Below are 19,667 nucleotides of genomic sequence, written 5' to 3'. Positions count from 1 at the left end.
TTAACCCGACCGACCTGCCCACTATCGGGAGCTGGCCGGTTACTTCTTCAGCTTGATGACCAGGCTGTTGATGTTGTTCTGGGCCAGCCGCGTGCGCAGGGTATTGACCTGGTTGCTGGTATAGGGACCACTGCGGACCCGATGGAACACCTCGCCCCCATCCAGGGTGAATTTCTGAATCTCCGCCTCAATACCCACCAGGGCCAGACTCGCCTTCAACTTGTCCGCGTCGGCAAACTTCCGGAACGACCCCATCTGCAACATGTAGTATGCAGACGGAGCCGGGGTGCGGGCAGTGGCACTGACCACCGGCGCAGCCCCGTCAGTCGCCGGCGTGGCGGCCGCTTGCTTGTCCGGCTCCGGCTCCGGATCCGGCACCACCACTTCCATCTCGGGCAGAATGGTGTAGAAGTCGAAACGGGGCTTGGGCGCAGCCGCCGTCTTCTTCTCGACCGGTTCCGGCTCCGGCCTGGCCGCCTCTTCCCGGGGTGGGGTGTAGGAGCGTTCAACCACCGCCGGTGTCGGCCGCTGGGGTCCCTCAGGGGTCAGTGCGAGCCAGACCAGCAAGGTTACGAACAGCCCTACCAGCAGACCAGCTGCAAACCACTTCCATCCGCTTTGCGGTTTTTTCTTGCTCTTTCTCGCCGGTGTCGCCCGACTCTTATAATCCCGCGGCATTACATCTTCTCCGGCGCGGAGACCCCCAGCAGATTGAGTCCGTTGCGCAATACCTGGCGCACCGCAAGAATCAGCTTGATCCGGGCATCCCGCAATGCTTCATCCTCCACCAGGAACTGGTGGGCGTTATAGTATGTGTGGAAGTCGTTGGCCAGATCCCGGACATAGTGGGTCAGCTGATGCGGCTCCTCGTTCAGAGCGGAATTCTCCACCACCTCGGGGTAGCGGGACAGGGTCTTGAGCAGCGTCTGCTCATGCGCCTCAGTCAAGCGCTCCAGATTCTGCTGGCCCGGAGTGATCTCCACCGGTATCCCCTTCTCTGCCGCCTGGCGCAGCACACTACAGACCCGTGCGTGGGCGTACTGTACGTAGTAGACCGGGTTATCGCTGGACTGGGACTTGGCCAGATCCAGGTCAAAATCCATATGCTGCTCGCACTTGCGCATCACGTAGAAGAAGCGCGCTGCATCGGAACCCACCTCCTTGCGCAGCTCCCGCAGGGTCACAAAAGAGCCGGAACGGGTGGACATCTGCACCCGCTCGCCACCGCGATAGAGGATGGCAAACTGCACCAGCAGGACATCAAGCCGTGAAGGATCATCCCCCACCGCCTGCATGGCCGCCTTGACCCGCGGCACATAACCGTGATGATCGGCGCCCCACACATCGATCACCCGCTCGAAGCCGCGCTCGAGCTTATCCATGTGGTAAGCGATATCGGAGGCGAAGTAGGTGGTCTGGCCGTTGTCCCGCACCACCACCCGGTCCTTTTCGTCGCCAAATTCGGTGGACTTGAACCAGAGCGCGCCGCCCTTCTCATAGACGTAGCCGGAGTCCTGCAGGCGCTGCAGGGTTTTGTTCACGGCCCCCGACTCGGTCAGACTGCGCTCGGAGAACCACTCCTGGTAAGTGACACCAAACAGGCCCAGGTCGTCCCGGATATCATCCAGAATGGTATTGAGGGCCAGCTCGAACACGTAGCGATAACGGTTATCCCCCAGCAGCTGCTTGGCCCGCTCGATCACATCGTCGATGTGCTTCTCCTTGTCACCCCCGGCCGGCTCATCCGCCGCAACACCGTCAAACACTTCTCTGGCGGCAAACCGATAGCTGTCGCCGTGCTCCCGGTGCAGGGTGGCGGCAATATCCCAGACATAGTCGCCCCGGTAACCGTTGCTGGGGAAGGCGATGGTTTCATCGCACAGCTCCAGGTAGCGCAGCCAGACACTGGCCGCCAGGATATCCATCTGTCGGCCGGCGTCGTTGACGTAGTACTCCCGGTGCACGTCATAGCCGACGGCTTCCAGCAGGTCGGCCACCACAGCGCCATAGGCGGCGCCCCGACCATGGCCCACATGCAGCGGACCGGTGGGATTGGCGGAGACGAACTCCACCTGTACCCGCTTACCCTGACCCAGGTTGCTGCGGCCGTAATCATGCCCCTGGTTCAGCACCTCGCTGATCACGGCACGGTAAGCATCCGGTGCCAGGGTGAAGTTGATAAAGCCGGGACCGGCAATCTCCACTTTGGCCACCACCGGCGACGGGGGCAGGGCGGCGATCAGCTGTTCGGCCAGATCCCGTGGTTTGCAGCGCGCAGCCTTGGCCAGCATCAGCGCCACGTTACAGGCGAAGTCGCCATGCCGCGAATCCCGGGTACGCTCTATGATCGGTTGGGGAATCGGCGCATCACCAAGCCTGCCATCCTCGGCGATCTTGTTCAGGGCCTGGGATACCAACTGCTGAATCTGGTTCTTCATCTTCTACCTAGGGGAAAAACGGAAACGGGTAAGGATACAACAAAGCCGGTGACAGGGTAACTGCCGGCCGTCCGGAAGACGGCCTTGGGTACCTGGTCAGAACATCTCCTGGGGATCCACGTCGATAGACCAGCGCACCCGCCGGGCCGACTTGAGCACCGCCAGGCGATGTACCCAGGCGGATAACAACCGTTGCAGATCGGTACGCTGATCCGCCTGTAGCAGCAGGTGGGCACGGTAGCGTCCGGCCCGCCGCTCCATTGGAGCCGGTACCGGCCCCCACAGCTCGACCCGCCCCCCGGAAAGGTTTTCCGCCAGCTCCCGGGCCTCGTCCAGAAACTCCCGGGGTGCCTGCTCCCGGGGCGCCTCAGCCCGCAGCAGGGCCTGGTAACTGAACGGTGGAAAAGCAGCCGCCTGACGCTCCGCCAGCATCTCGTCGGCAAAAGCGGCATAGCCCCGATGCACCAGCAACTGCATCATCGGATGGTCGGGATGGCGGGTCTGGATCAGCACCCGGCCCGGTTTTTCCGCCCGCCCGGCCCGACCAGCCACCTGAATGATCAACTGGGCCATGCGCTCCGCGGCACGGAAGTCGGCCCCGAACAGGCCCTGATCCACATCCAGGATACCCACCAGGGTCACATCCGGAAAGTGGTGCCCCTTGGCCAGCATCTGCGTGCCCAACAGGAGTGAGTACTTACCTGTACGGATACCGTTCAGCAGTTGATCCAGACTCCCCTTGCGGCGGGTACTGTCCCGGTCGATACGGGCGATGCCCACATCGGGAAAACAACTGGCCAACACCTGCTCAACCCGTTCCGTCCCCTGTCCCAGGCTGCGCAGATCGGTGTCACCACACTCGGGGCATTTATCATCCTGCCGCCGCTGTGACCCACAGTGGTGACACCACAGCAGTCGGCTGGCGGCGTGCAGGGTCATGCGGGCATCACAACGGCGACACTGGGCCACCCAGCCACAGGCGTGGCAAGTGACAATCGGTGCGAATCCGCGCCGGTTGATAAACAGCAATGCCTGATTGCCGGCATCCAGAGTCTCCCGCAACTTCTGCAGCAGCACCGGCGAGAGTCCCGCCTCCATGCGCACTGAGCGGATATCCAGCAGATCCATGCGCGCCGGCTTGGCCTCGCCGGCCCGTTGCGTCAGGCGCAGATGGGTATAGCGCCCGGCACGGGCATTCTGCAGTGACTCCAGTGACGGGGTGGCACTGCCCAGGATCACCGGACAGCCGGTGCGCTGGGCCCGGATCACCGCCAGATCCCGAGCCGAATAACGAAATCCATCCTGCTGCTTGAATGACAGATCATGCTCCTCATCCACCACAATCAGACCGAGCCGGGGCAGCGGAGTCAGCAGAGCCGAGCGGGTACCCAGCACCACCGCGGCGTGACCCAGCCGGGCCAAGTGCCAGGCGCGCTCCCGTTCACCGGCTGCCAAACCGGAATGGAGCACCGCCAGCCCCTGCCCAAGGCGTCGCTCAAAGCGACGGATCAGCTGCGGGGTCAGGCCGATCTCCGGCACCAGTACCAGGGCCTGGCGTCCCTTTGCCAGTACCCGTCCCACCAATTCCAGGTAGACCTCGGTCTTGCCGCTACCGGTCACCCCATCCAGCAGACAGGCGTCAAAGCGTTCCAGATCGACTCCATCCACCGCGCTTTGCTGATCCCCATTGAGGCGCGATGGGGCGGGAGGGGGGGCCGCCCCAGGGGCCTCCGGCAATCGTTCATCCACACTGATCCAATCTTTATCGGCCAGCGCTTTCAAAGCCGGCCGGCAGCTCCCGCAGATCTGCAGAAGCTGAGTCTGTTCCAGGCTGCCCCCCGACTCCCGCAGCAAATCCAGTAGTTCCGCCTGTTTCGGGGCGCGCCTGAGTGCGCTCCGCTCCTGTTGTTTGCCGAGCGGTGTCAATGACCAGATCCGCTGCCGAATAGGAACCGGCGCCTCCCCTTTGCGTAACCGCACCGGCAAAGCGTTGGCAATCACCTCCCCGATCGGGTGGTGGTAATAGCCTGCCGCCCAGCGCAACAGTGCCAGATCGTCGGCGGAAAACAGGGGCTGCGGGTCCAGGATAGCGCCGGCCGCCTTCAGGCGGCGCCCGTCACCTTCCCCCGGCGAGACCAGTTCCAGCAGCACACCACAGCGTTCACCACGCCCAAATGGCACCCGCACACGCACCCCCGGGATCAGCCGGTCAGCCGCCACATCATCCGGTGGCAGATAGTCAAAGCAGTGGTGAAGCGGGGCCGGTACGGCGACCCGGAGGATCAGTTGTTCTGGCATGGCGGAATGCTACCTGACTCCCGGTAATTTAACACTAATGGAGAGCCCCTCATTGAACAGGAGTAACCGGACGGAAAGAGCGCTGCCGTCCATCAGGTTGAGCACAGGCTCACTTCAACCGGGCCAACCAGCAAGGGGGGTCAGATACCGCTTGAGAATGAAGCGAAATCTACACAAAAACCCCTAACTCCCTATTCCTCAATAAACAATTGGATTTATCCACAGAAGCTGTGGATAACTCTGTTGAAAAACCGTTGGAACCGGCCGCAAAGGCTGTAGTTCATTGCATTTTTGTTAATTTGACAAAAAAATGAACAAATCACTGTTCTTCTTTTAAATCAATTAGTTAGCTTATTTAAGCATTCCTTGAATCAGGTGCAGACAGAAAACTGATTAAAACTCTTCTTGCTGCACCGCAGCTGTGCATAACAACAAGCGAGGGTTGCAGTTTTTCCACTTTGTCAACCACTTTTCATAGATATTCTGTGCTGGCTGGATGACCCAGCGGCCCAATCCGGTCACCTGAGCCTGAATTCCCTGGCCGCACCGAACATCCGCAAAAAAATGCGCTCGGGGCACGATTTGCGGTCAATTTCAAACTATGCTAACTAAATAAGCAGTAATCAGGATTTCCAACATGGCAGGGCTTCAGCAACTAATCCTAAGAACTGATCTGGCCGGCATGCCGCTTGAGTGGGTCGATTACCGGGATGCGGTCCGACTGCACTTCCTTGATCAGATCGCCTACACCTGTGGGCGGGTGCTCTACCGCGTACACGGCGGTATCAATGCCCGAACCCACCGACAGAGTCATGTCGACGTCAATTCAATTATCGCCACCCACGGTAACAGCCGGGCGCTGGAGAAGATGCGCGACGGCTATTCTCCACCACTCAACAACCATACCCTGTTCCAGCGCGACGGCCATATCTGCCTCTACTGTGGTCAGCGTTTTCCCAGAAAGCAGCTCTCCCGGGATCATGTTCGGCCGCTGAGCTTGGGTGGCCCCGACGAATGGAATAACGTGGTAACCGCCTGTGTCCGCTGCAACAATCACAAGGCGGGACGCACACCGGAAGAGGCCGGCATGCAACTGCTGGCAATTCCCTTCACTCCTACCCATGCCGAGTATATTTATCTTCAGGGACACAATGTCCTGGCGGACCAGATGGAGTTTCTGCGGGCCCACTTCCCCCGCAGCAGCCCACTGCACCAACGGCTGCAAAACGGTTGAACAGCGCACCCACGAACAGGGACTGGCGCGCAATGCTCCAGACCATTGATCCCGCCACCACCGAGAAAGAAGTGGAGATACGCTGCCAACCGGTGGCTGGAGGCTGCATCAACCAGGCGTACAGCATCTCATTTGACGACCAACGATACTTCGTGAAGCTGAACCGTGTCGACCGCCTCTCCCAGTTTGAGGACGAAGCGGACGGTCTCGACGCACTATCCGCTGCTGAGGCAATCCGGGTTCCCCGCTGTCTCGGGTACGGGGTTACCGGACGCCACGCCTACCTGGTACTGGAGTATCTTGATCTGAACGGCCGGGGTGATCCGGCTCACGCCGGGCGGCAGCTGGCGGCACTTCACCAGCACAGGGCACAGCGCTTCGGCTGGCGGCGGGACAATACTCTCGGTAATACTCAACAGCCCAATACGCCAAGCGACTCCTGGATTGAGTTCTGGCAACAGCAACGCCTTGGTCATCAACTCAATCTGGCAGCAACCCGGGGAGAGAATGGCCCCTTGCAGGCGCGCGGCCAGCGCCTGCTTGAGGCGGTGCCCGCCCTGCTTGACCACGCCCCGCCACCCTCACTGCTGCATGGCGACCTATGGGGGGGCAATTTCGCTTATGAGCGGACGGGACAACCGGTCATCTTCGATCCGGCGGTCTACTATGGCGACCGGGAAACCGACTTGGCAATGAGCGAACTGTTTGGCGGCTTCCCAGCGGACTTTTATGCAGCCTACTGTGAGGCCTGGCCGCTGCCTGCCGGTTATCCGGTGCGTAAACAGCTTTACAACCTGTACCATGTACTTAACCATCTCAACCTGTTTGGCGGCAGCTATCGCCAACAGGCCGTGACTCTTATCGATCAGCTGCTGGCAGAAATCGGATAGCGCCCGCCCCTCCCTACCCCGGTTTATTCCCATGGGTGAACCGCTGCACGGATTTCTGAATAACAACCTGAAAACCAGCAACTATTGATCTGGAGCAATTAACCTTTTTTTTAACGTGTTTATTATTAGAACGCTTCTAAGAAAGCGTCCAACTTTTTTGTTCCGGAGGATCCTAAAGTGAACAAAGTTAAACAACGTGTAATCAGCTGCAGTATTGCTACGATGACCGCTGTTGCCGGTGTAGCCATGGCCAATGAGCCGATCTCACCCATTGCACCGGTAAAAGAGATAAACCTCGCACAAGTAGAACTCGGAAAAAAACTCTATTTTGATCCACGCCTCTCTAAATCTGGATTCATCTCCTGTAACTCCTGTCACAACCTGAGCATGGGCGGCACGGATAATCTTAAAACTTCAATTGGCCATAACTGGCAACAGGGTCCAATCAACGCACCCACTGTACTTAATTCAAGCATGAACTTGGCCCAGTTCTGGGACGGCCGCGCGGCCGACCTGAAAGAGCAGGCCGGTGGCCCGATCGCCAACCCCGGCGAGATGGCATCCACCCACACCCTGGCCATCGATGTAATCAAATCCATTCCGCAGTACGTCGTTGAATTCAAACAGGTATTCGGTGATTCGGAAATCAACATTGACCGGGTAACGGAAGCAATTGCTGAGTTCGAGAAGACCCTGATCACGCCCAACTCCCGGTTTGACCAATGGCTGCTTGGCGATAAAGATGCCATCACCGCCACTGAACTGGAGGGATACCAGCTGTTCAAGACGAGCGGTTGTGTCGCCTGTCACAACGGCCCCGCCGTGGGTGGCAGCTCATTCCAGAAAATGGGTGTTGTAGAGCCGTACAAGGCAACCAGCCCGGCCGAGGGTTTGGCCGCCGTCACCGGCAAGGATGCAGATCGGTTCATGTTCAAGGTGCCGACCCTGCGTAACGTGGAGATGACCTATCCGTACTTCCACGATGGTGAGGCGGAAACCCTGACTGAGGCTGTGGATATAATGGGCCGCCTGCAGCTGGGCAAGAAGTTTACCGACGAAGAAAACGCTAAAATCGTCGCCTTCCTGAAGACCCTGACCGGTGATCAGCCTTCATTCCTGATGCCGATACTGCCGCCTTCCACGGATAGCACACCACGGCCACAACCTTTCGATTAATAGCGGCCACACACAAAACAGGCCCGACATTGTCGGGCCTGTTTTTTTATGGGCAATATAAAACTGCAGTGAAAGGTCTCAGTGCTGCAGGATCTGACTGAGAAACAGTTTAGTGCGGTCTGACTGGGGATTGTTGAAGAACTCGTGAGGTTCATTCTCTTCGATGATCTCGCCGGCATCCATAAAGATCACCCGATTCGCCACCGTTTTGGCGAACCCCATCTCATGGGTCACACAGAGCATGGTCATGCCACTTTCCGCCAGTTCGATCATGGTATCCAGTACCTCTTTGATCATCTCCGGGTCCAGCGCTGAAGTAGGCTCATCAAACAGCATAATTTGTGGATTCATGCAGAGGCTGCGGGCAATCGCCACACGTTGCTGCTGACCACCGGAGAGTTGACCGGGGTATTTCTTCGCCTGCTCCGGGATCTTCACCTTCTCCAGGTACTGCATGGCCACGGCCTCCGCCTCCTTGCGTGGCATCTTGCGCACCCAGATAGGCGCCAGGCAGCAGTTCTCCAGAACGGTCAGGTGCGGGAACAGGTTGAAGTGCTGGAACACCATGCCTACCTCCTTACGCACCTGATCGATATGTTTCACATCATCGGTAAGCTCGGTGCCATCGACGATAATCTGCCCCTGCTGGTGCTCCTCCAGCCGGTTGATACAGCGGATCATGGTGGATTTACCGGATCCTGACGGGCCGCAGATCACAATCCGCTCACCCCGGGTTACCGACAGATTAATATCTTTCAGGACATGGAACTGGCCATACCACTTGTGCACACCTCGCATCTCGATCGTAAGGTCGGCGGAATCCGCTGCGGGGCGGGTTGCTTTGTCGGTCTCAGACATAACGTGTCTCCAACTTATGGCTATTCATTGTGGTTATCGGGCATGGCCGGTATGCAGTTTCTTTTCCAGCGCCATGCTGTAACGCGACATACCGAAGCAGAAAATCCAGAAGATACTGGCGGCGAAAACGTAACCCTCGATGGAGAATCCAAGCCAGTCCGGATCGGCGAACGCCTGCTGGATAATCGCCAACAGATCGAACAGCCCGATGATCAACACCAGGGTGGTATCCTTGAACAGGGCGATGAAGGTGTTCACGATGCCCGGTATAACCAGCTTCAACGCCTGGGGCAGGATAATCAGCCCCATGCTCTGCCAGTAACTGAGGCCCAACGCCTCGCCCGCTTCATACTGGCCTTTCGGTATCGCCGCCAGACCGCCCCTGACCACTTCGGCCATATAGGCCGACTGGAACAGGGCAATACCGATCATGGCCCGTAGCAACTTATCGAAATTGGTACCTTCGGGTAGGAACAGGGGCAGCATCACCGAGGACATGAACAGCACCGTGATCAGCGGTACACCACGCCAGAACTCGATAAATACCACCGAGACGGATTTGACAATGGGCATCTTGGAACGCCGGCCCAACGCCAGCACGATACCCAGTGGCAGCGACGCGGCGATACCAACACCGGCCAGAATCAGGGTCAGGCTGAGGCCGCCCCATTTGCTGGTCTCAACCGGCACCAGACCAAAGTAGCCGCCGGAAAAGAGCACGAAAATAACGAACGGATAGACCAACAGAATAAAGAGTGCCAGCTTACCCTTGTGGTTAAATTTCTTGATGAACAGCGGTATGGCCAGCAGGATCAACAGACCAAAAGCGAGATTGATTCGCCAGTACTCCGATTCGGGGAAAAAGCCGTACATGAACTGATTCATGCGCACCTTCACAAACACCCAGCAGGCACCGGTGGTTGCGCTACAGGCCTCCCGGGTATCGCCCACCCAGGTGGAGTCGACGAAAACCCAGTTGATGATCGGCGGTACCGTCAGATAGATCAGATAGATGGCAAACAGGCTCAGCAGGGTATGCAGTGGCGAAGAGAACAGATTGCTCCTCAACCAGCCAAGCACGCCGACACTCAGGGTAGGTGGCGGCAGATCGGGATGGGGGGTATGCACGCTCATGGATTACCTCTCCACCAGTTGGATACGTTTGTTGTACCAGTTCATGAACAGGGAAATGGTCAGACTGATCGCCAGGTAAACTGCCATGGTCATGGCGATCACCTCCACCGCCTGCCCGGTCTGGTTCAGGGTGGTACCGGCAAAGACCGCCACCAGATCGGGATAACCGATTGCGGTGGCCAGGGATGAGTTCTTGGTCAGATTCAGATACTGACTGGTGAGCTGCGGAATAATCACCCGTAACGCCTGGGGGATGATCACCAGACGCAGTGTGGAAGCGGGGCGTAGACCGAGGGCATGGGCCGCCTCGGTCTGTCCATGACTGACCGCCAGGATACCGGAACGTACCGCCTCAGCGATAAAGGCACCCGTGTAGATACTCAATGCCACCAGAAGCGCCGCCAGCTCGGGAATAATCACCATACCGCCGGCCATGTTAAAACGCTGCAATACCGGGAAGTCCCAGCTCAGCGGACTGCCTGCCAGTAAGAAAATCAGCATGGGCAAGCCGATCACCAGCCCGATCGATGCATAGATAGAGTGGAACTGCTCCCCCGTCGCCTCCTGCCGTTTACGTGCCCAGCGGATCACCAGGATACTGGCCACAATCGCCACCGCCAGCCCGACCATCACCATCCAGAACCCCTCGCCGAATACGGGACTGGGCATATAGAGACCGCGATTGCTGAGATAGAAGGTGTCGTTCAGAATCAGGCTTTGCCGGGGACCGGGGAGGGGACGCAGTACGGCGAAATACCAGAACATGATCTGCAACAGCAGGGGGATATTTCGAAACACCTCTATATAGATGGTGGCAAGGCGAGAAATGATCCAGTTACGCGACAGGCGCGCAACACCCATGATGAAACCGATGATGGTGGCAAAGAAGATGCCCAGCGACGCGACCAGCAGGGTATTGAGCAAGCCGACCAGGAAGGTGCGGCCGTAGGTATAGGTCTCGTCGAAGGGGATGAGGGTCATCAGGATACCGAAGCCGGCTTCATTATCCAGGAAGCCGAAACCGGTGCTGATACCGCGCTGCTCCATGTTATGGAGGGTGTTCTGGAAGATGGTGTAGCCGAAGAAGCCGATACCTGCGACCAGCAGAATCTGAAAAAACAGCGACCGGACTGCTGGCCGTCTCCAGAGCGCCGGCTTGGCTAGCTCCGGCACTTTCCGATGTTCATCCGCCATATAAATACCTTTCGGGCAGTTAAGGCAAGTTAGCTACAGGGCGGAGAGCGATGCCCTGTAGCTTCCACAGCGCCCGGGAGGCGGATTCAGCGTCATCCAGTAATCTGGTCCGCTCAAACCCGTCCTCGCCGGGCACACTGACTAGCGGATAGGTGGAGCGTACTGCAGACCACCCTTGTTCCAGAGCGCGTTCTGTCCACGAGCAATCTTAAGCGGACTACCCTGGCCTACGTTACGCTCGAAAGCTTCTCCGTAGTTACCCACCTGCTTGATGATGTTCACAGCCCAGTCATCGGCGAGACCCAGGCCACTACCCTTGATACCTTCGAGTCCCAACAGACGCCGGACATTCGGATCATCACTGGACATCATCTTGTCCACGTTGCCGGAGCTTACACCCAGCTCTTCAGCATTAATCATAGCAAACAGTGACCAGCGAACGATTTTGTACCATTCATCATCACCCTGTGCGGTAACCGGACCCAGTGGCTCCTTGGAGATCACTTCGGGCAGTACAATGGCACCGTCTGGATTACCCAGTTTGATACGCAGTGCATAAAGCTGGGACTGATCCGAGGTGAGCGCGTCACAACGACCGGAGTCAAACGCCTTGACGGTTTCATCCGACGAATCAAAGGTCACCGGGGTGTACTTCATGTTGTTGGCGCGGAAATAGTCAGCCAGATTCAACTCAGTGGTGGTGCCCGCCTGGATACAGAACGAAGCGCCATCCAGTTCCAGGGCGCTCTTCACACCCAGGTTCTTGTTAACCATGAAGCCCTGGCCATCATAGTAATTGACACCGGCAAAGTTAAGTCCCAGTGATGAATCACGGGTCAATGTCCAGGTGGTGTTACGGGACAGCATGTCGATCTCGCCAGACTGCAACGCAGTGAAACGTTCCTTGGCGGTCAGTGGTGTGTATTTAACCTTGTCGGCATCGCCGAACACGGCAGCTGCGACAGCGCGACAGACATCCACATCCAGGCCAAACCAGTTACCTTTCTCATCAGCGCTGGAGAAACCAGGCAGACCGGTACTCACTCCACACTGTACAAATCCTTTCTTCTTCACCGAATCAAGGGTTGCGCCGGCAAAGGCGTTGGTTGACATAACCGCAGTCAGGGTGACTGCAGAAGCGATTGCATGAATTTTCTTCATGGTACGGTTTTCTCCTTGTGAGAGATATTGTTGACATCGGTAATGATGTGTTCCGGCACGTGCAGCTTTTCTGCCCAGTCCCGCGCCAATCCCTCCGGCGACGGTGACATCGCACCACCCTCCACGCCAAATATGATCAGACGTTTATCCAAAAACGTTAAAGTACTGATCTATGGCATGGCAAAGTCAAATAAACTCTAGCCCGCTGGCGTGAGATCTGCAAGCTTATTCGCAAATTCAGCCGACAACAGACGTTGAACACGCAACAATCGTTGCGGAGAGCTTAGCCCAAAGTATCAACGCCCGCTCTGGACACCAGGAATCCAGACCAGCAGTTCCCAAGTGCCCGATTCAATTTCCAGCGCGTCCCTGCGCCAGCCGTATCCCATTGAAGCGTTCCGGTTACAACTGAAATAAACCCTAGTTTGTGTTTACGTTAACGTCAAGATTATTTTGCTGCACCTGCACATCAGCCGCTATCCGCCCTAACCAGGCACGCACTTCAGCCAGCAAGGTATCATCCAGACCGGTAAAAAAATGGTCCGCCCCGGCAATCTGGCGTTGTCTGTAGCCCGGATTCTCTGCTAACCGGGCCGCTCTGGCCCGCTCCGGGCCACTCTGCAGCACCGCATCCAGATCCTGACTACCGTAGATATCCAGCAAAGGCAGTTGCAGTTTTCCCAGGGCAGCAAGGGTGCTGTCTCCCGGCCCCTCTTTTCTGGCAGAGAGCCCGATCGCCACGTATGCCTTCACCTCCTCAGGCACCGTCTGGGCCAGATATTCGACACCCATGCGTGCACCCAGGCTGTGGCCGACCAGCACGATATTGGTCACGTCCTGCTGTTTCAGGTATTCCACTGCGGCGGTGATGCGCGGAAACGCCTCGGGAATCAGCTCGGTATAGACCCAACCGGAAGCGTCGGCGGCGGCGATGGGCAACTGGATGGAGAGCGTCTTCCAGCCATAGCCGGGCAGTCCGACACGTAACGGATGGATCACATCGGCCCAGTCAGGATGGGCTCCCCGACCATGCAGGAGAATCACCGCGCCGTGGCTGTAAGTGGACTGTTCCTGGGTATAAAGGGTGAAGAAATCATTGCCGTCTGCCTGCAACATCACAGGTTCCCCCACCACCAGTCCATCACGAATCTCTGCGGCGATGCGTCCCTCCCGCGCCAGATCTGACGCCCAGAGCGGACAGGCCAGCAGGAGCAGAATGGGCAGTAAACACTTGATCTGCATAGTACCTCCGTCAGGTAGTAAAACGACCGGCACGCCCCCGGACCGATCACAAAAAAGTTCTTAAGATAATTTTATAGACACTATAAATATTGCTTCTCAATCAATATCTTACAAATTTTTCTGGTGAAATCTCGCGACGCTTGCGGTAGAGTGCCTCCATTCATAATTCGACAGGCCATCAGGCCACACGGGAGATTGTCCATGACCGATTACAAAATAGCGCCCTCCATCCTCTCCGCTGATTTCGCCAGACTGGGAGAGGAAGTTGACAATGTACTGGCTGCCGGCGCCGATATTGTGCACTTCGATGTCATGGATAATCATTATGTACCCAACCTTACGATCGGCCCGTTGGTATGTGAAGCGCTGCGTAAACACGGTGTCACGGCGGATATCGATGTGCACATGATGGTCAAACCGGTGGATCGTATCATTCCCGACTTCGCCAAGGCCGGCGCCACTTACATCACCTTCCACCCGGAAGCGAGCGAACACGTGGACCGCTCACTGCAACTGATCCGGGATCACGGCTGTAAGTCGGGACTGGTTTTCAACCCGGCCACACCACTCAGCCACCTGGACTATGTGATGGACAAGATCGACATGATCCTGATCATGTCGGTCAACCCGGGTTTTGGTGGTCAGAGTTTCATCCCTGCCGCGCTGGACAAATTGCGTGCCTGCCGGCAATTGATCGATGCATCCGGCCGGGACATCCGCCTGGAGATCGATGGCGGCGTCAAGGCGGACAACATTCGTGAGATCGCCGCTGCCGGTGCCGATACCTTCGTCGCCGGCTCCGGCATCTTCGGCAATGCCCAGGCGTCCGATCCCCATCACTATGACACCATCATCGGGCAGATGCGCGAAGAGCTGGCCAAGGCATGAGCTCCGGGCTGCTGAAAAGACCCCGGCTGATTCTGTTCGACCTGGACGGCACCCTGGTGGACAGCGTACCGGACCTGGCCTACTGCATCGACGGCATGATGGGGCAGCTCGACCGTCCCGTCTGGGGTGAAACCCGGGTGCGGGAGTGGGTCGGCAACGGCGTGGAGCGGCTGGTCAAGCGCGCCTTGGTCGGCCAGTTGGAGGGGGAACCGGACGACAGCGAATATGCCCTGGCACTGCCCCTGTTCATGGACCTCTACAGCCGCCACAACGGCAAGCGCTCCCGGCTCTATCCGGGCGTAAAGCCGGCCCTGGAACGATTGAAGAGCGCCGGTTACACCCTGGCTTGCGTCACCAACAAGGCGGACCAGTTCACCCGGCCACTGCTGCAGGCCTTGGGCATCTACGACTATTTCAGCCTGATCACCAGCGGCGACACCCTGCCCCGCAAAAAGCCGGATCCGTTGCCGCTGCTGCACAGCGCCGAACAGTTGGGGGTCGGCCCGACGGAGAGCCTGATGGTCGGCGACTCATCCAACGACGTAAAAGCGGCCCGGGCGGCCGGCTTCGCCATCGCCTGCGTACCCTACGGTTACAATCATGGCGTTGACATCCAGCTCTCCCAGCCGGATAGGGTGATCGATTCGCTGGAACAGCTCGGCGATCTGTTCGAATAGGGATGCAGCGGGAGCGGCCAACCTACTCCCGCTGCATTCGCACTGGATAGTTACGTCATAATCGATTATCGTAAGCCCACGAATTGAGACAACAACAAATCCTTCCGCATGCTCCACCACGAAACAGACAAGACAGGAACACGATGGCGTTGGTAATGCAGCGCACCCCTATTTCTGTCTTTTAGTTTTGCTTGTGTGGAGAGGCACATGACACCCGAACAGTTTGAACAGCTGGCCAACCAGGGCCACAACCGTATCCCACTGATGTGCGAGGTACTGGCCGACCTGGACACCCCCTTAAGCGTCTACCTGAAACTGGCCGATGCCCCCAACTCCTACCTGTTGGAGTCGGTGCAGGGTGGCGAGAAATGGGGCCGTTACTCCATTATCGGACTTCCCTGCCGCACCCTGTTGCGGGTCACCGGGCACACCATCACCATCGAGACCGATGGTGAAGTGGTGGAGTCCCACGAGGTGGACGACCCTCTCACCTTTATCGAATCGTTCCAGCAACGTTACCGGGTGGCCAGCCATCCCGACCTGCCCCGTTTCACCGGTGGCCTGGTGGGCTATTTCGGCTATGACACCATCCGTTATATCGAACCCAAACTGGCCCACTGCCCCAACCCGGACAACATCGGCACCCCGGATATTCTGTTACTGCTATCGGACGAAGTGGTGGTGTTCGACAACCTGCGTGGCCGACTCTACGTCATTGTGCATGTGGACCCGACCAGTGGCGGCACTTTCGAATCCGGCCGCCAGCGACTGCGCTCGGTGGTGGAGCGGATGCGCGAGTGCCTGCCGGAGCAGCCATTGCGCCAACGTCACCAGATCAACGAGGCTGACTTCATCTCCGGCTTTACCGAGCAGGGCTTCAAACAGGCGGTGGAACGGATCAAGGCCTATATCCTGGACGGCGACTGCATGCAGACGGTGATCTCCCAGCGCCTGTCGATCCCCTATCACGCCGAACCGCTGGATCTCTACCGGGCCCTGCGCGGACTCAACCCGAGCCCCTACATGTACTTCTATAACCTGGGCGATTTCCATATCGTCGGCTCCTCACCGGAGATCCTGACCCGGCTGGAGGATGGCGAAGTAACGGTACGCCCGATTGCCGGCACCCGGCCCCGGGGCCGCACCGACGCCGAGGACCAGGCCCTGGAGCAGGAGCTGCTGGCCGATCCCAAGGAGCTGGCGGAGCACCTGATGCTGATCGACCTGGGCCGCAATGACGCCGGCCGGGTGGCCAAAACCGGCAGCGTCCGGCTGACTGACAAGATGATCGTGGAGCGCTACTCCCATGTCATGCACATCGTCTCCAATGTGAGCGGCAAACTGAAACAGGGCATGAACGCCATCGATGTCCTGCGTGCCACCTTCCCGGCCGGCACCGTCAGCGGTGCGCCGAAAATCCGCGCCATGGAGATTATCGACGAACTGGAGCCGGTCAAGCGGGGCATCTATTCCGGCGCCGTCGGCTACCTCTCCTGGAACGGCAACATGGATACCGCCATCGCCATCCGCACCGCCGTCATCAAGGGTAAGCAGCTGCATATCCAGGCGGGTGCCGGGATCGTGGCGGACTCCCAGCCACAGCAGGAGTGGGATGAGACCATGAACAAGGGACGGGCGGTGTTCCGCGCCGTGGCGCTGGCCGAAGCGGGCCTGGAAAACAACCGTTGCGGGGAGGCATAGCCGTGTTACTGATGATCGACAACTACGACTCCTTCACCTACAACCTGGTCCAGTATTTCGGCGAGTTGGGGGCGGACGTGCAGGTACGCCGCAACGACGACATCACCCTGGACCAGATCGATGCCCTGCAGCCGGATCATCTGGTGATCTCCCCCGGTCCCTGCACCCCCACCGAGGCGGGTATTTCGGTAGCCGCCATTCAGCGCTTCGCCGGGCAGATCCCGATTCTCGGCGTTTGCCTGGGACACCAGTCGATCGGCCAGGCATTCGGCGGGCGGATTGTCCACGCCAACGAGGTGATGCACGGCAAGACCTCGCTCATCTACCACGCCAATGTGGGCATCTTCAAGGATCTCACCAACCCCTACACTGCCACCCGTTACCACTCGCTGGTGATCGACCGGGAGAGCCTGCCGGACTGCCTGGAGATCACCGCCTGGACCCAGGATGCGGCCGGCGGGGTCGACGAGATCATGGGTATCCGGCATCGGGAGCTGAACGTGCAGGGTGTGCAGTATCACCCGGAATCGATCCTGTCCGAACACGGCCACGATCTGCTGCGCAATTTTCTGGACAACAAGTAAGAGCAAAATTCATACAGAGGGGAAACGCTATGGAGATGCCACAGGCGATCAATCAGGTACTGGCCCACAAAGACCTCTCCACCGAAGAGATGTCCAGCGTCATGCGCACCATCATGACCGGTGGCGCCACCCCGGCGCAGATCGGCGGGTTCCTGATCGGACTGCGCATGAAAGGCGAGTCGGTAGGTGAGATTGCCGCAGCCGCCGCAGTGATGCGGGAACTGGCCAGCGGAGTCAGTATCGCCGACCTGCCCCACACCGTGGATATCGTCGGCACCGGGGGCGACTGCTCCGGCACCTTCAACATCTCCACCGCCTCCATGTTTGTCGCCGCGGCAGCCGGCTGTAACGTGGCCAAGCACGGTAACCGCTCGGTCTCCAGCAAGTCCGGCGCGGCCGATGCCGTGGAGGCGGCCGGTATCCGGCTCGACCTGACACCACAGCAGGTGGAGCAGTGCGTACGCCAGGTGGGGGTCGGTTTCATGTTCGCCCCGGGCCACCACAGCGCCATGAAGCACGCCATCGGCCCCCGTCGGGAGATGGGCACCCGGACCATTTTTAACGTGTTGGGCCCGCTGACCAATCCGGCCGGGGTTCCGAACCAGCTGCTGGGTGTATTCAGTGAAGAGCTGTTGGAGCCGATCGCCCAGGTGCTGCAAAAACTGGGCAGCAGGCACGTGATGGTGGTCCACTCCCGGGACGGCCTGGATGAGATCAGCATCGGCGATCGTACCGAGGTGGCGGAACTGAAAGAGGGGCAGGTGCGCCGTTACAGTATTCAGCCGGAGGACTTCGGCCTTAAAAGAGCCCCCGTTGATCAGCTACACGCGACTGATGCCGCTGCCAGCCTGGATATCATCCGCAAAGTGCTGGACAACCAGCCCGGCCCGGCCCGGGATATCGTGCAGCTGAATGCCGGCGCCGCCATCTACACTGCCGGGGTCGCCGACACCCTGCAGGCGGGCATGGAGAAGGCGGCCCAGGCGATCGCCAGCGGCGAGGCGAGAAACCGGCTCGACCGGCTGGTGATACTGAGCCAGAGCTTCGACTGACGCCTGGCAGGGTTCCCACACCCCGACAGCTGGTTGGGAAAACTCCGCCCGCCGTGGCGGAGTGGATTGCCGATCTACTCGCTGACCGCAAAGATCCGGTACATCGCCTCGATCATCTCACCCGACACCGTATCGGTCACCTGCACCACCTGGGGCCGGGAGAGACCCACCAGATCCCAGGCAGCCGGAGCAATTTTCCCGAAGATCTCCTCCATCAGCAGATCGGTATTCAGCCCGTGGGTGATCCAGGCGGCCAGGTGCAGAACAGCCACCTGCCGGGCCAGCGACTGTCCCTCTTCCGGGTGTTGAAGCAATTCAAATGAAGTGACAAAACTCTGCGGCAGTTTCCAGGCTTCCATCAACCGGGCCCCCAGCTGATTGGCGTCGCAGCCGATCAGTTCACGCTCCAGGCGATAATAATCCAACAGATCATCACCGGATCCGGCCAGTGCCTGCCGGCACGCCTCGGGAAAACGGTTGAACAGGATCAGATGGCCGATATCCAGCAGCAACCCCCGTACAAACAGGCTCTCGGTCTCCCGCATGCCGCTGGCCTTGGCCAGCTCACGGGCCAGAAACCCACACATCACGCTGCGATACCAGAAGGTACTCATGTCCATCAACTCGTTGGGCACCCCGTCAAACGCCTGGGCCACGCTGGTGGCCAGGGCCAGGTCGTGGATCTGGCTGGTACCGAGAATATTCACCGCGCGGCTGATGGTCTCCACCTGCGAAGGCAGACCGTAGTAGGCGCTGTTGGCAATGCGTAACAACCGGGCGGCCAGTGCCGGGTCCAGCGACACCACATCCGCCACATCCTTCATGCTGCTATCCTCTGCGGACATCACCTCCCGCAGACGGGTATAGGCGGCCGGCAGGGAGATCAGGGTCAGGGAGTCCTGAACCAATTGATCAGCGGTGTGGAGCGCATGGGGTAGTGCGCCGCTACTCATTGACATGATTATCTCCTGCTCTGGTTTCCGGAATTCCAACCTGGGTTATCGGCCAACTGCGACAAATCCTTTGTGCAGGCGGTCGCACTTTTATACTTTCGTAGCAATATAGCACCCCACCACTACCGCTCCACAGAAAACCCGCTATTTTCCCATGGACTGATCCCCGGACAGATACCCGGGAAAT

Annotated in this window: 18 protein-coding genes; 8 read left to right on the top strand and 10 right to left on the bottom strand. The window is 58.8% G+C overall.

The genetic code is table 11. The annotated features are described in order from the left end of the window. Window positions 1–39: 39 nt before the first annotated feature. The 3 genes from AAY24_RS13740 to AAY24_RS13730 all read right to left on the bottom strand — a co-directional run bounded on the left by AAY24_RS13740 (window position 40) and on the right by AAY24_RS13730 (window position 4,736). Window positions 40–678, bottom strand: a complete 639-nt coding sequence (locus tag AAY24_RS13740; RefSeq protein ID WP_046860179.1) for an SPOR domain-containing protein — start codon at window positions 676–678, stop codon at window positions 40–42. Further along, window positions 678–2,438, bottom strand: coding sequence for an arginine--tRNA ligase (gene argS, locus AAY24_RS13735; protein ID WP_046860178.1), 1,761 nt, complete (start codon window positions 2,436–2,438; stop codon window positions 678–680). Before argS ends, AAY24_RS13740 begins: the two co-directional genes overlap by 1 nt. A gap of 96 nt (window positions 2,439–2,534) precedes the next feature. After that, the gene (locus AAY24_RS13730) at window positions 2,535–4,736 is read right to left on the bottom strand and encodes a primosomal protein N' (protein ID WP_046860177.1); all 2,202 of its coding nucleotides are present in this window, start codon (window positions 4,734–4,736) and stop codon (window positions 2,535–2,537) included. 637 nt (window positions 4,737–5,373) lie between these two features. On the opposite strand from AAY24_RS13730, the gene AAY24_RS13725 reads away from it, so the two are divergent. The 3 genes from AAY24_RS13725 to AAY24_RS13715 all read left to right on the top strand — a co-directional run bounded on the left by AAY24_RS13725 (window position 5,374) and on the right by AAY24_RS13715 (window position 8,036). Continuing rightward, entirely contained in the window at window positions 5,374–5,970 is a 597-nt protein-coding gene (locus tag AAY24_RS13725; protein WP_046860176.1) for an HNH endonuclease, read from the top strand. A 32-nt stretch (window positions 5,971–6,002) separates the two neighbouring features. Further along, window positions 6,003–6,860 carry a fructosamine kinase family protein gene (locus AAY24_RS13720; protein ID WP_046860175.1) on the top strand — a complete coding sequence of 286 codons (858 nt, stop codon included), beginning with the start codon at window positions 6,003–6,005 and terminating at the stop codon, window positions 6,858–6,860. A gap of 222 nt (window positions 6,861–7,082) precedes the next feature. Then, window positions 7,083–8,036 (top strand): cytochrome-c peroxidase, encoded by a 954-nt coding sequence (locus AAY24_RS13715; RefSeq protein WP_046860174.1) that lies wholly within the window; start codon window positions 7,083–7,085, stop codon window positions 8,034–8,036. Between the two features lie 78 nt (window positions 8,037–8,114). On the opposite strand, the gene AAY24_RS13710 is transcribed toward AAY24_RS13715, so the two are convergent. From AAY24_RS13710 to AAY24_RS13690, 6 genes are all read right to left on the bottom strand, one after another. Then, window positions 8,115–8,894: an amino acid ABC transporter ATP-binding protein gene (locus tag AAY24_RS13710; RefSeq protein ID WP_046860173.1), complete on the bottom strand. Its 780-nt coding sequence runs from the start codon at window positions 8,892–8,894 to the stop codon at window positions 8,115–8,117. 33 nt (window positions 8,895–8,927) lie between these two features. After that, on the bottom strand, window positions 8,928–10,028 hold the full coding sequence (locus tag AAY24_RS13705) for an amino acid ABC transporter permease (protein WP_046860172.1): 1,101 nt from the start codon (window positions 10,026–10,028) through the stop codon (window positions 8,928–8,930). A gap of 3 nt (window positions 10,029–10,031) precedes the next feature. Further along, a complete protein-coding gene (locus AAY24_RS13700) occupies window positions 10,032–11,222 on the bottom strand; it encodes an amino acid ABC transporter permease (RefSeq protein ID WP_046860171.1) in 1,191 nt (396 codons plus the stop codon). 141 nt (window positions 11,223–11,363) lie between these two features. Continuing rightward, window positions 11,364–12,383 carry an amino acid ABC transporter substrate-binding protein gene (locus tag AAY24_RS13695; RefSeq protein ID WP_046860170.1) on the bottom strand — a complete coding sequence of 340 codons (1,020 nt, stop codon included), beginning with the start codon at window positions 12,381–12,383 and terminating at the stop codon, window positions 11,364–11,366. Further along, complete coding sequence (locus tag AAY24_RS19250) at window positions 12,380–12,535, bottom strand: hypothetical protein (protein WP_199930383.1); 156 nt, start codon at window positions 12,533–12,535, stop codon at window positions 12,380–12,382. Before AAY24_RS19250 ends, AAY24_RS13695 begins: the two co-directional genes overlap by 4 nt. A gap of 268 nt (window positions 12,536–12,803) precedes the next feature. Next, a complete protein-coding gene (locus tag AAY24_RS13690) occupies window positions 12,804–13,625 on the bottom strand; it encodes an alpha/beta fold hydrolase (protein WP_046860169.1) in 822 nt (273 codons plus the stop codon). Window positions 13,626–13,826: 201 nt separating this feature from the next. On the opposite strand from AAY24_RS13690, the gene rpe reads away from it, so the two are divergent. The 5 genes from rpe (at window position 13,827) to trpD (ending at window position 18,527) form a co-directional block, all read left to right on the top strand. Then, the gene (gene rpe / locus AAY24_RS13685) at window positions 13,827–14,513 is read left to right on the top strand and encodes a ribulose-phosphate 3-epimerase (RefSeq protein ID WP_418064568.1); all 687 of its coding nucleotides are present in this window, start codon (window positions 13,827–13,829) and stop codon (window positions 14,511–14,513) included. After that, window positions 14,510–15,190 carry a phosphoglycolate phosphatase gene (locus tag AAY24_RS13680; RefSeq protein ID WP_046860167.1) on the top strand — a complete coding sequence of 227 codons (681 nt, stop codon included), beginning with the start codon at window positions 14,510–14,512 and terminating at the stop codon, window positions 15,188–15,190. Before rpe ends, AAY24_RS13680 begins: the two co-directional genes overlap by 4 nt. A gap of 207 nt (window positions 15,191–15,397) precedes the next feature. Continuing rightward, window positions 15,398–16,891, top strand: coding sequence for an anthranilate synthase component I (gene trpE, locus AAY24_RS13675; RefSeq protein ID WP_046860166.1), 1,494 nt, complete (start codon window positions 15,398–15,400; stop codon window positions 16,889–16,891). Window positions 16,892–16,893: 2 nt separating this feature from the next. Further along, window positions 16,894–17,475 (top strand): anthranilate synthase component II, encoded by a 582-nt coding sequence (locus AAY24_RS13670; RefSeq protein WP_335337175.1) that lies wholly within the window; start codon window positions 16,894–16,896, stop codon window positions 17,473–17,475. Window positions 17,476–17,504: 29 nt separating this feature from the next. Beyond that, window positions 17,505–18,527 (top strand): anthranilate phosphoribosyltransferase, encoded by a 1,023-nt coding sequence (gene trpD / locus AAY24_RS13665; RefSeq protein WP_046860165.1) that lies wholly within the window; start codon window positions 17,505–17,507, stop codon window positions 18,525–18,527. A 74-nt stretch (window positions 18,528–18,601) separates the two neighbouring features. Here the strand turns inward: trpD and AAY24_RS13660 are convergent, their stop codons facing one another. Further along, window positions 18,602–19,486 carry an HDOD domain-containing protein gene (locus AAY24_RS13660; RefSeq protein WP_082117156.1) on the bottom strand — a complete coding sequence of 295 codons (885 nt, stop codon included), beginning with the start codon at window positions 19,484–19,486 and terminating at the stop codon, window positions 18,602–18,604. Between the last annotated feature and the right edge of the window lie 181 nt (window positions 19,487–19,667).

The sequence above is a fragment of the Sedimenticola thiotaurini genome (genome assembly GCF_001007875.1).
GTDB lineage: Bacteria > Pseudomonadota > Gammaproteobacteria > Chromatiales > Chromatiaceae > Sedimenticola > Sedimenticola thiotaurini.
Note: the sequence above shows the minus strand (reverse complement) of the source record. Positions and strands in the feature narration are given on the sequence as shown.

Coding starts and splice junctions, on each gene's coding strand:
- AAY24_RS13740 (WP_046860179.1), bottom strand. CDS start 678: ATGCCGCGGGATTATAAGAGTCGGGCGACACCGGCGAGAAAGAGCAAG.
- argS (WP_046860178.1), bottom strand. CDS start 2,438: ATGAAGAACCAGATTCAGCAGTTGGTATCCCAGGCCCTGAACAAGATC.
- AAY24_RS13730 (WP_046860177.1), bottom strand. CDS start 4,736: ATGCCAGAACAACTGATCCTCCGGGTCGCCGTACCGGCCCCGCTTCAC.
- AAY24_RS13725 (WP_046860176.1), top strand. CDS start 5,374: ATGGCAGGGCTTCAGCAACTAATCCTAAGAACTGATCTGGCCGGCATG.
- AAY24_RS13720 (WP_046860175.1), top strand. CDS start 6,003: ATGCTCCAGACCATTGATCCCGCCACCACCGAGAAAGAAGTGGAGATA.
- AAY24_RS13715 (WP_046860174.1), top strand. CDS start 7,083: ATGACCGCTGTTGCCGGTGTAGCCATGGCCAATGAGCCGATCTCACCC.
- AAY24_RS13710 (WP_046860173.1), bottom strand. CDS start 8,894: ATGTCTGAGACCGACAAAGCAACCCGCCCCGCAGCGGATTCCGCCGAC.
- AAY24_RS13705 (WP_046860172.1), bottom strand. CDS start 10,028: ATGAGCGTGCATACCCCCCATCCCGATCTGCCGCCACCTACCCTGAGT.
- AAY24_RS13700 (WP_046860171.1), bottom strand. CDS start 11,222: ATGGCGGATGAACATCGGAAAGTGCCGGAGCTAGCCAAGCCGGCGCTC.
- AAY24_RS13695 (WP_046860170.1), bottom strand. CDS start 12,383: ATGAAGAAAATTCATGCAATCGCTTCTGCAGTCACCCTGACTGCGGTT.
- AAY24_RS13690 (WP_046860169.1), bottom strand. CDS start 13,625: ATGCAGATCAAGTGTTTACTGCCCATTCTGCTCCTGCTGGCCTGTCCG.
- rpe (WP_418064568.1), top strand. CDS start 13,827: ATGACCGATTACAAAATAGCGCCCTCCATCCTCTCCGCTGATTTCGCC.
- AAY24_RS13680 (WP_046860167.1), top strand. CDS start 14,510: ATGAGCTCCGGGCTGCTGAAAAGACCCCGGCTGATTCTGTTCGACCTG.
- trpE (WP_046860166.1), top strand. CDS start 15,398: ATGACACCCGAACAGTTTGAACAGCTGGCCAACCAGGGCCACAACCGT.
- trpD (WP_046860165.1), top strand. CDS start 17,505: ATGGAGATGCCACAGGCGATCAATCAGGTACTGGCCCACAAAGACCTC.
- AAY24_RS13660 (WP_082117156.1), bottom strand. CDS start 19,486: ATGTCAATGAGTAGCGGCGCACTACCCCATGCGCTCCACACCGCTGAT.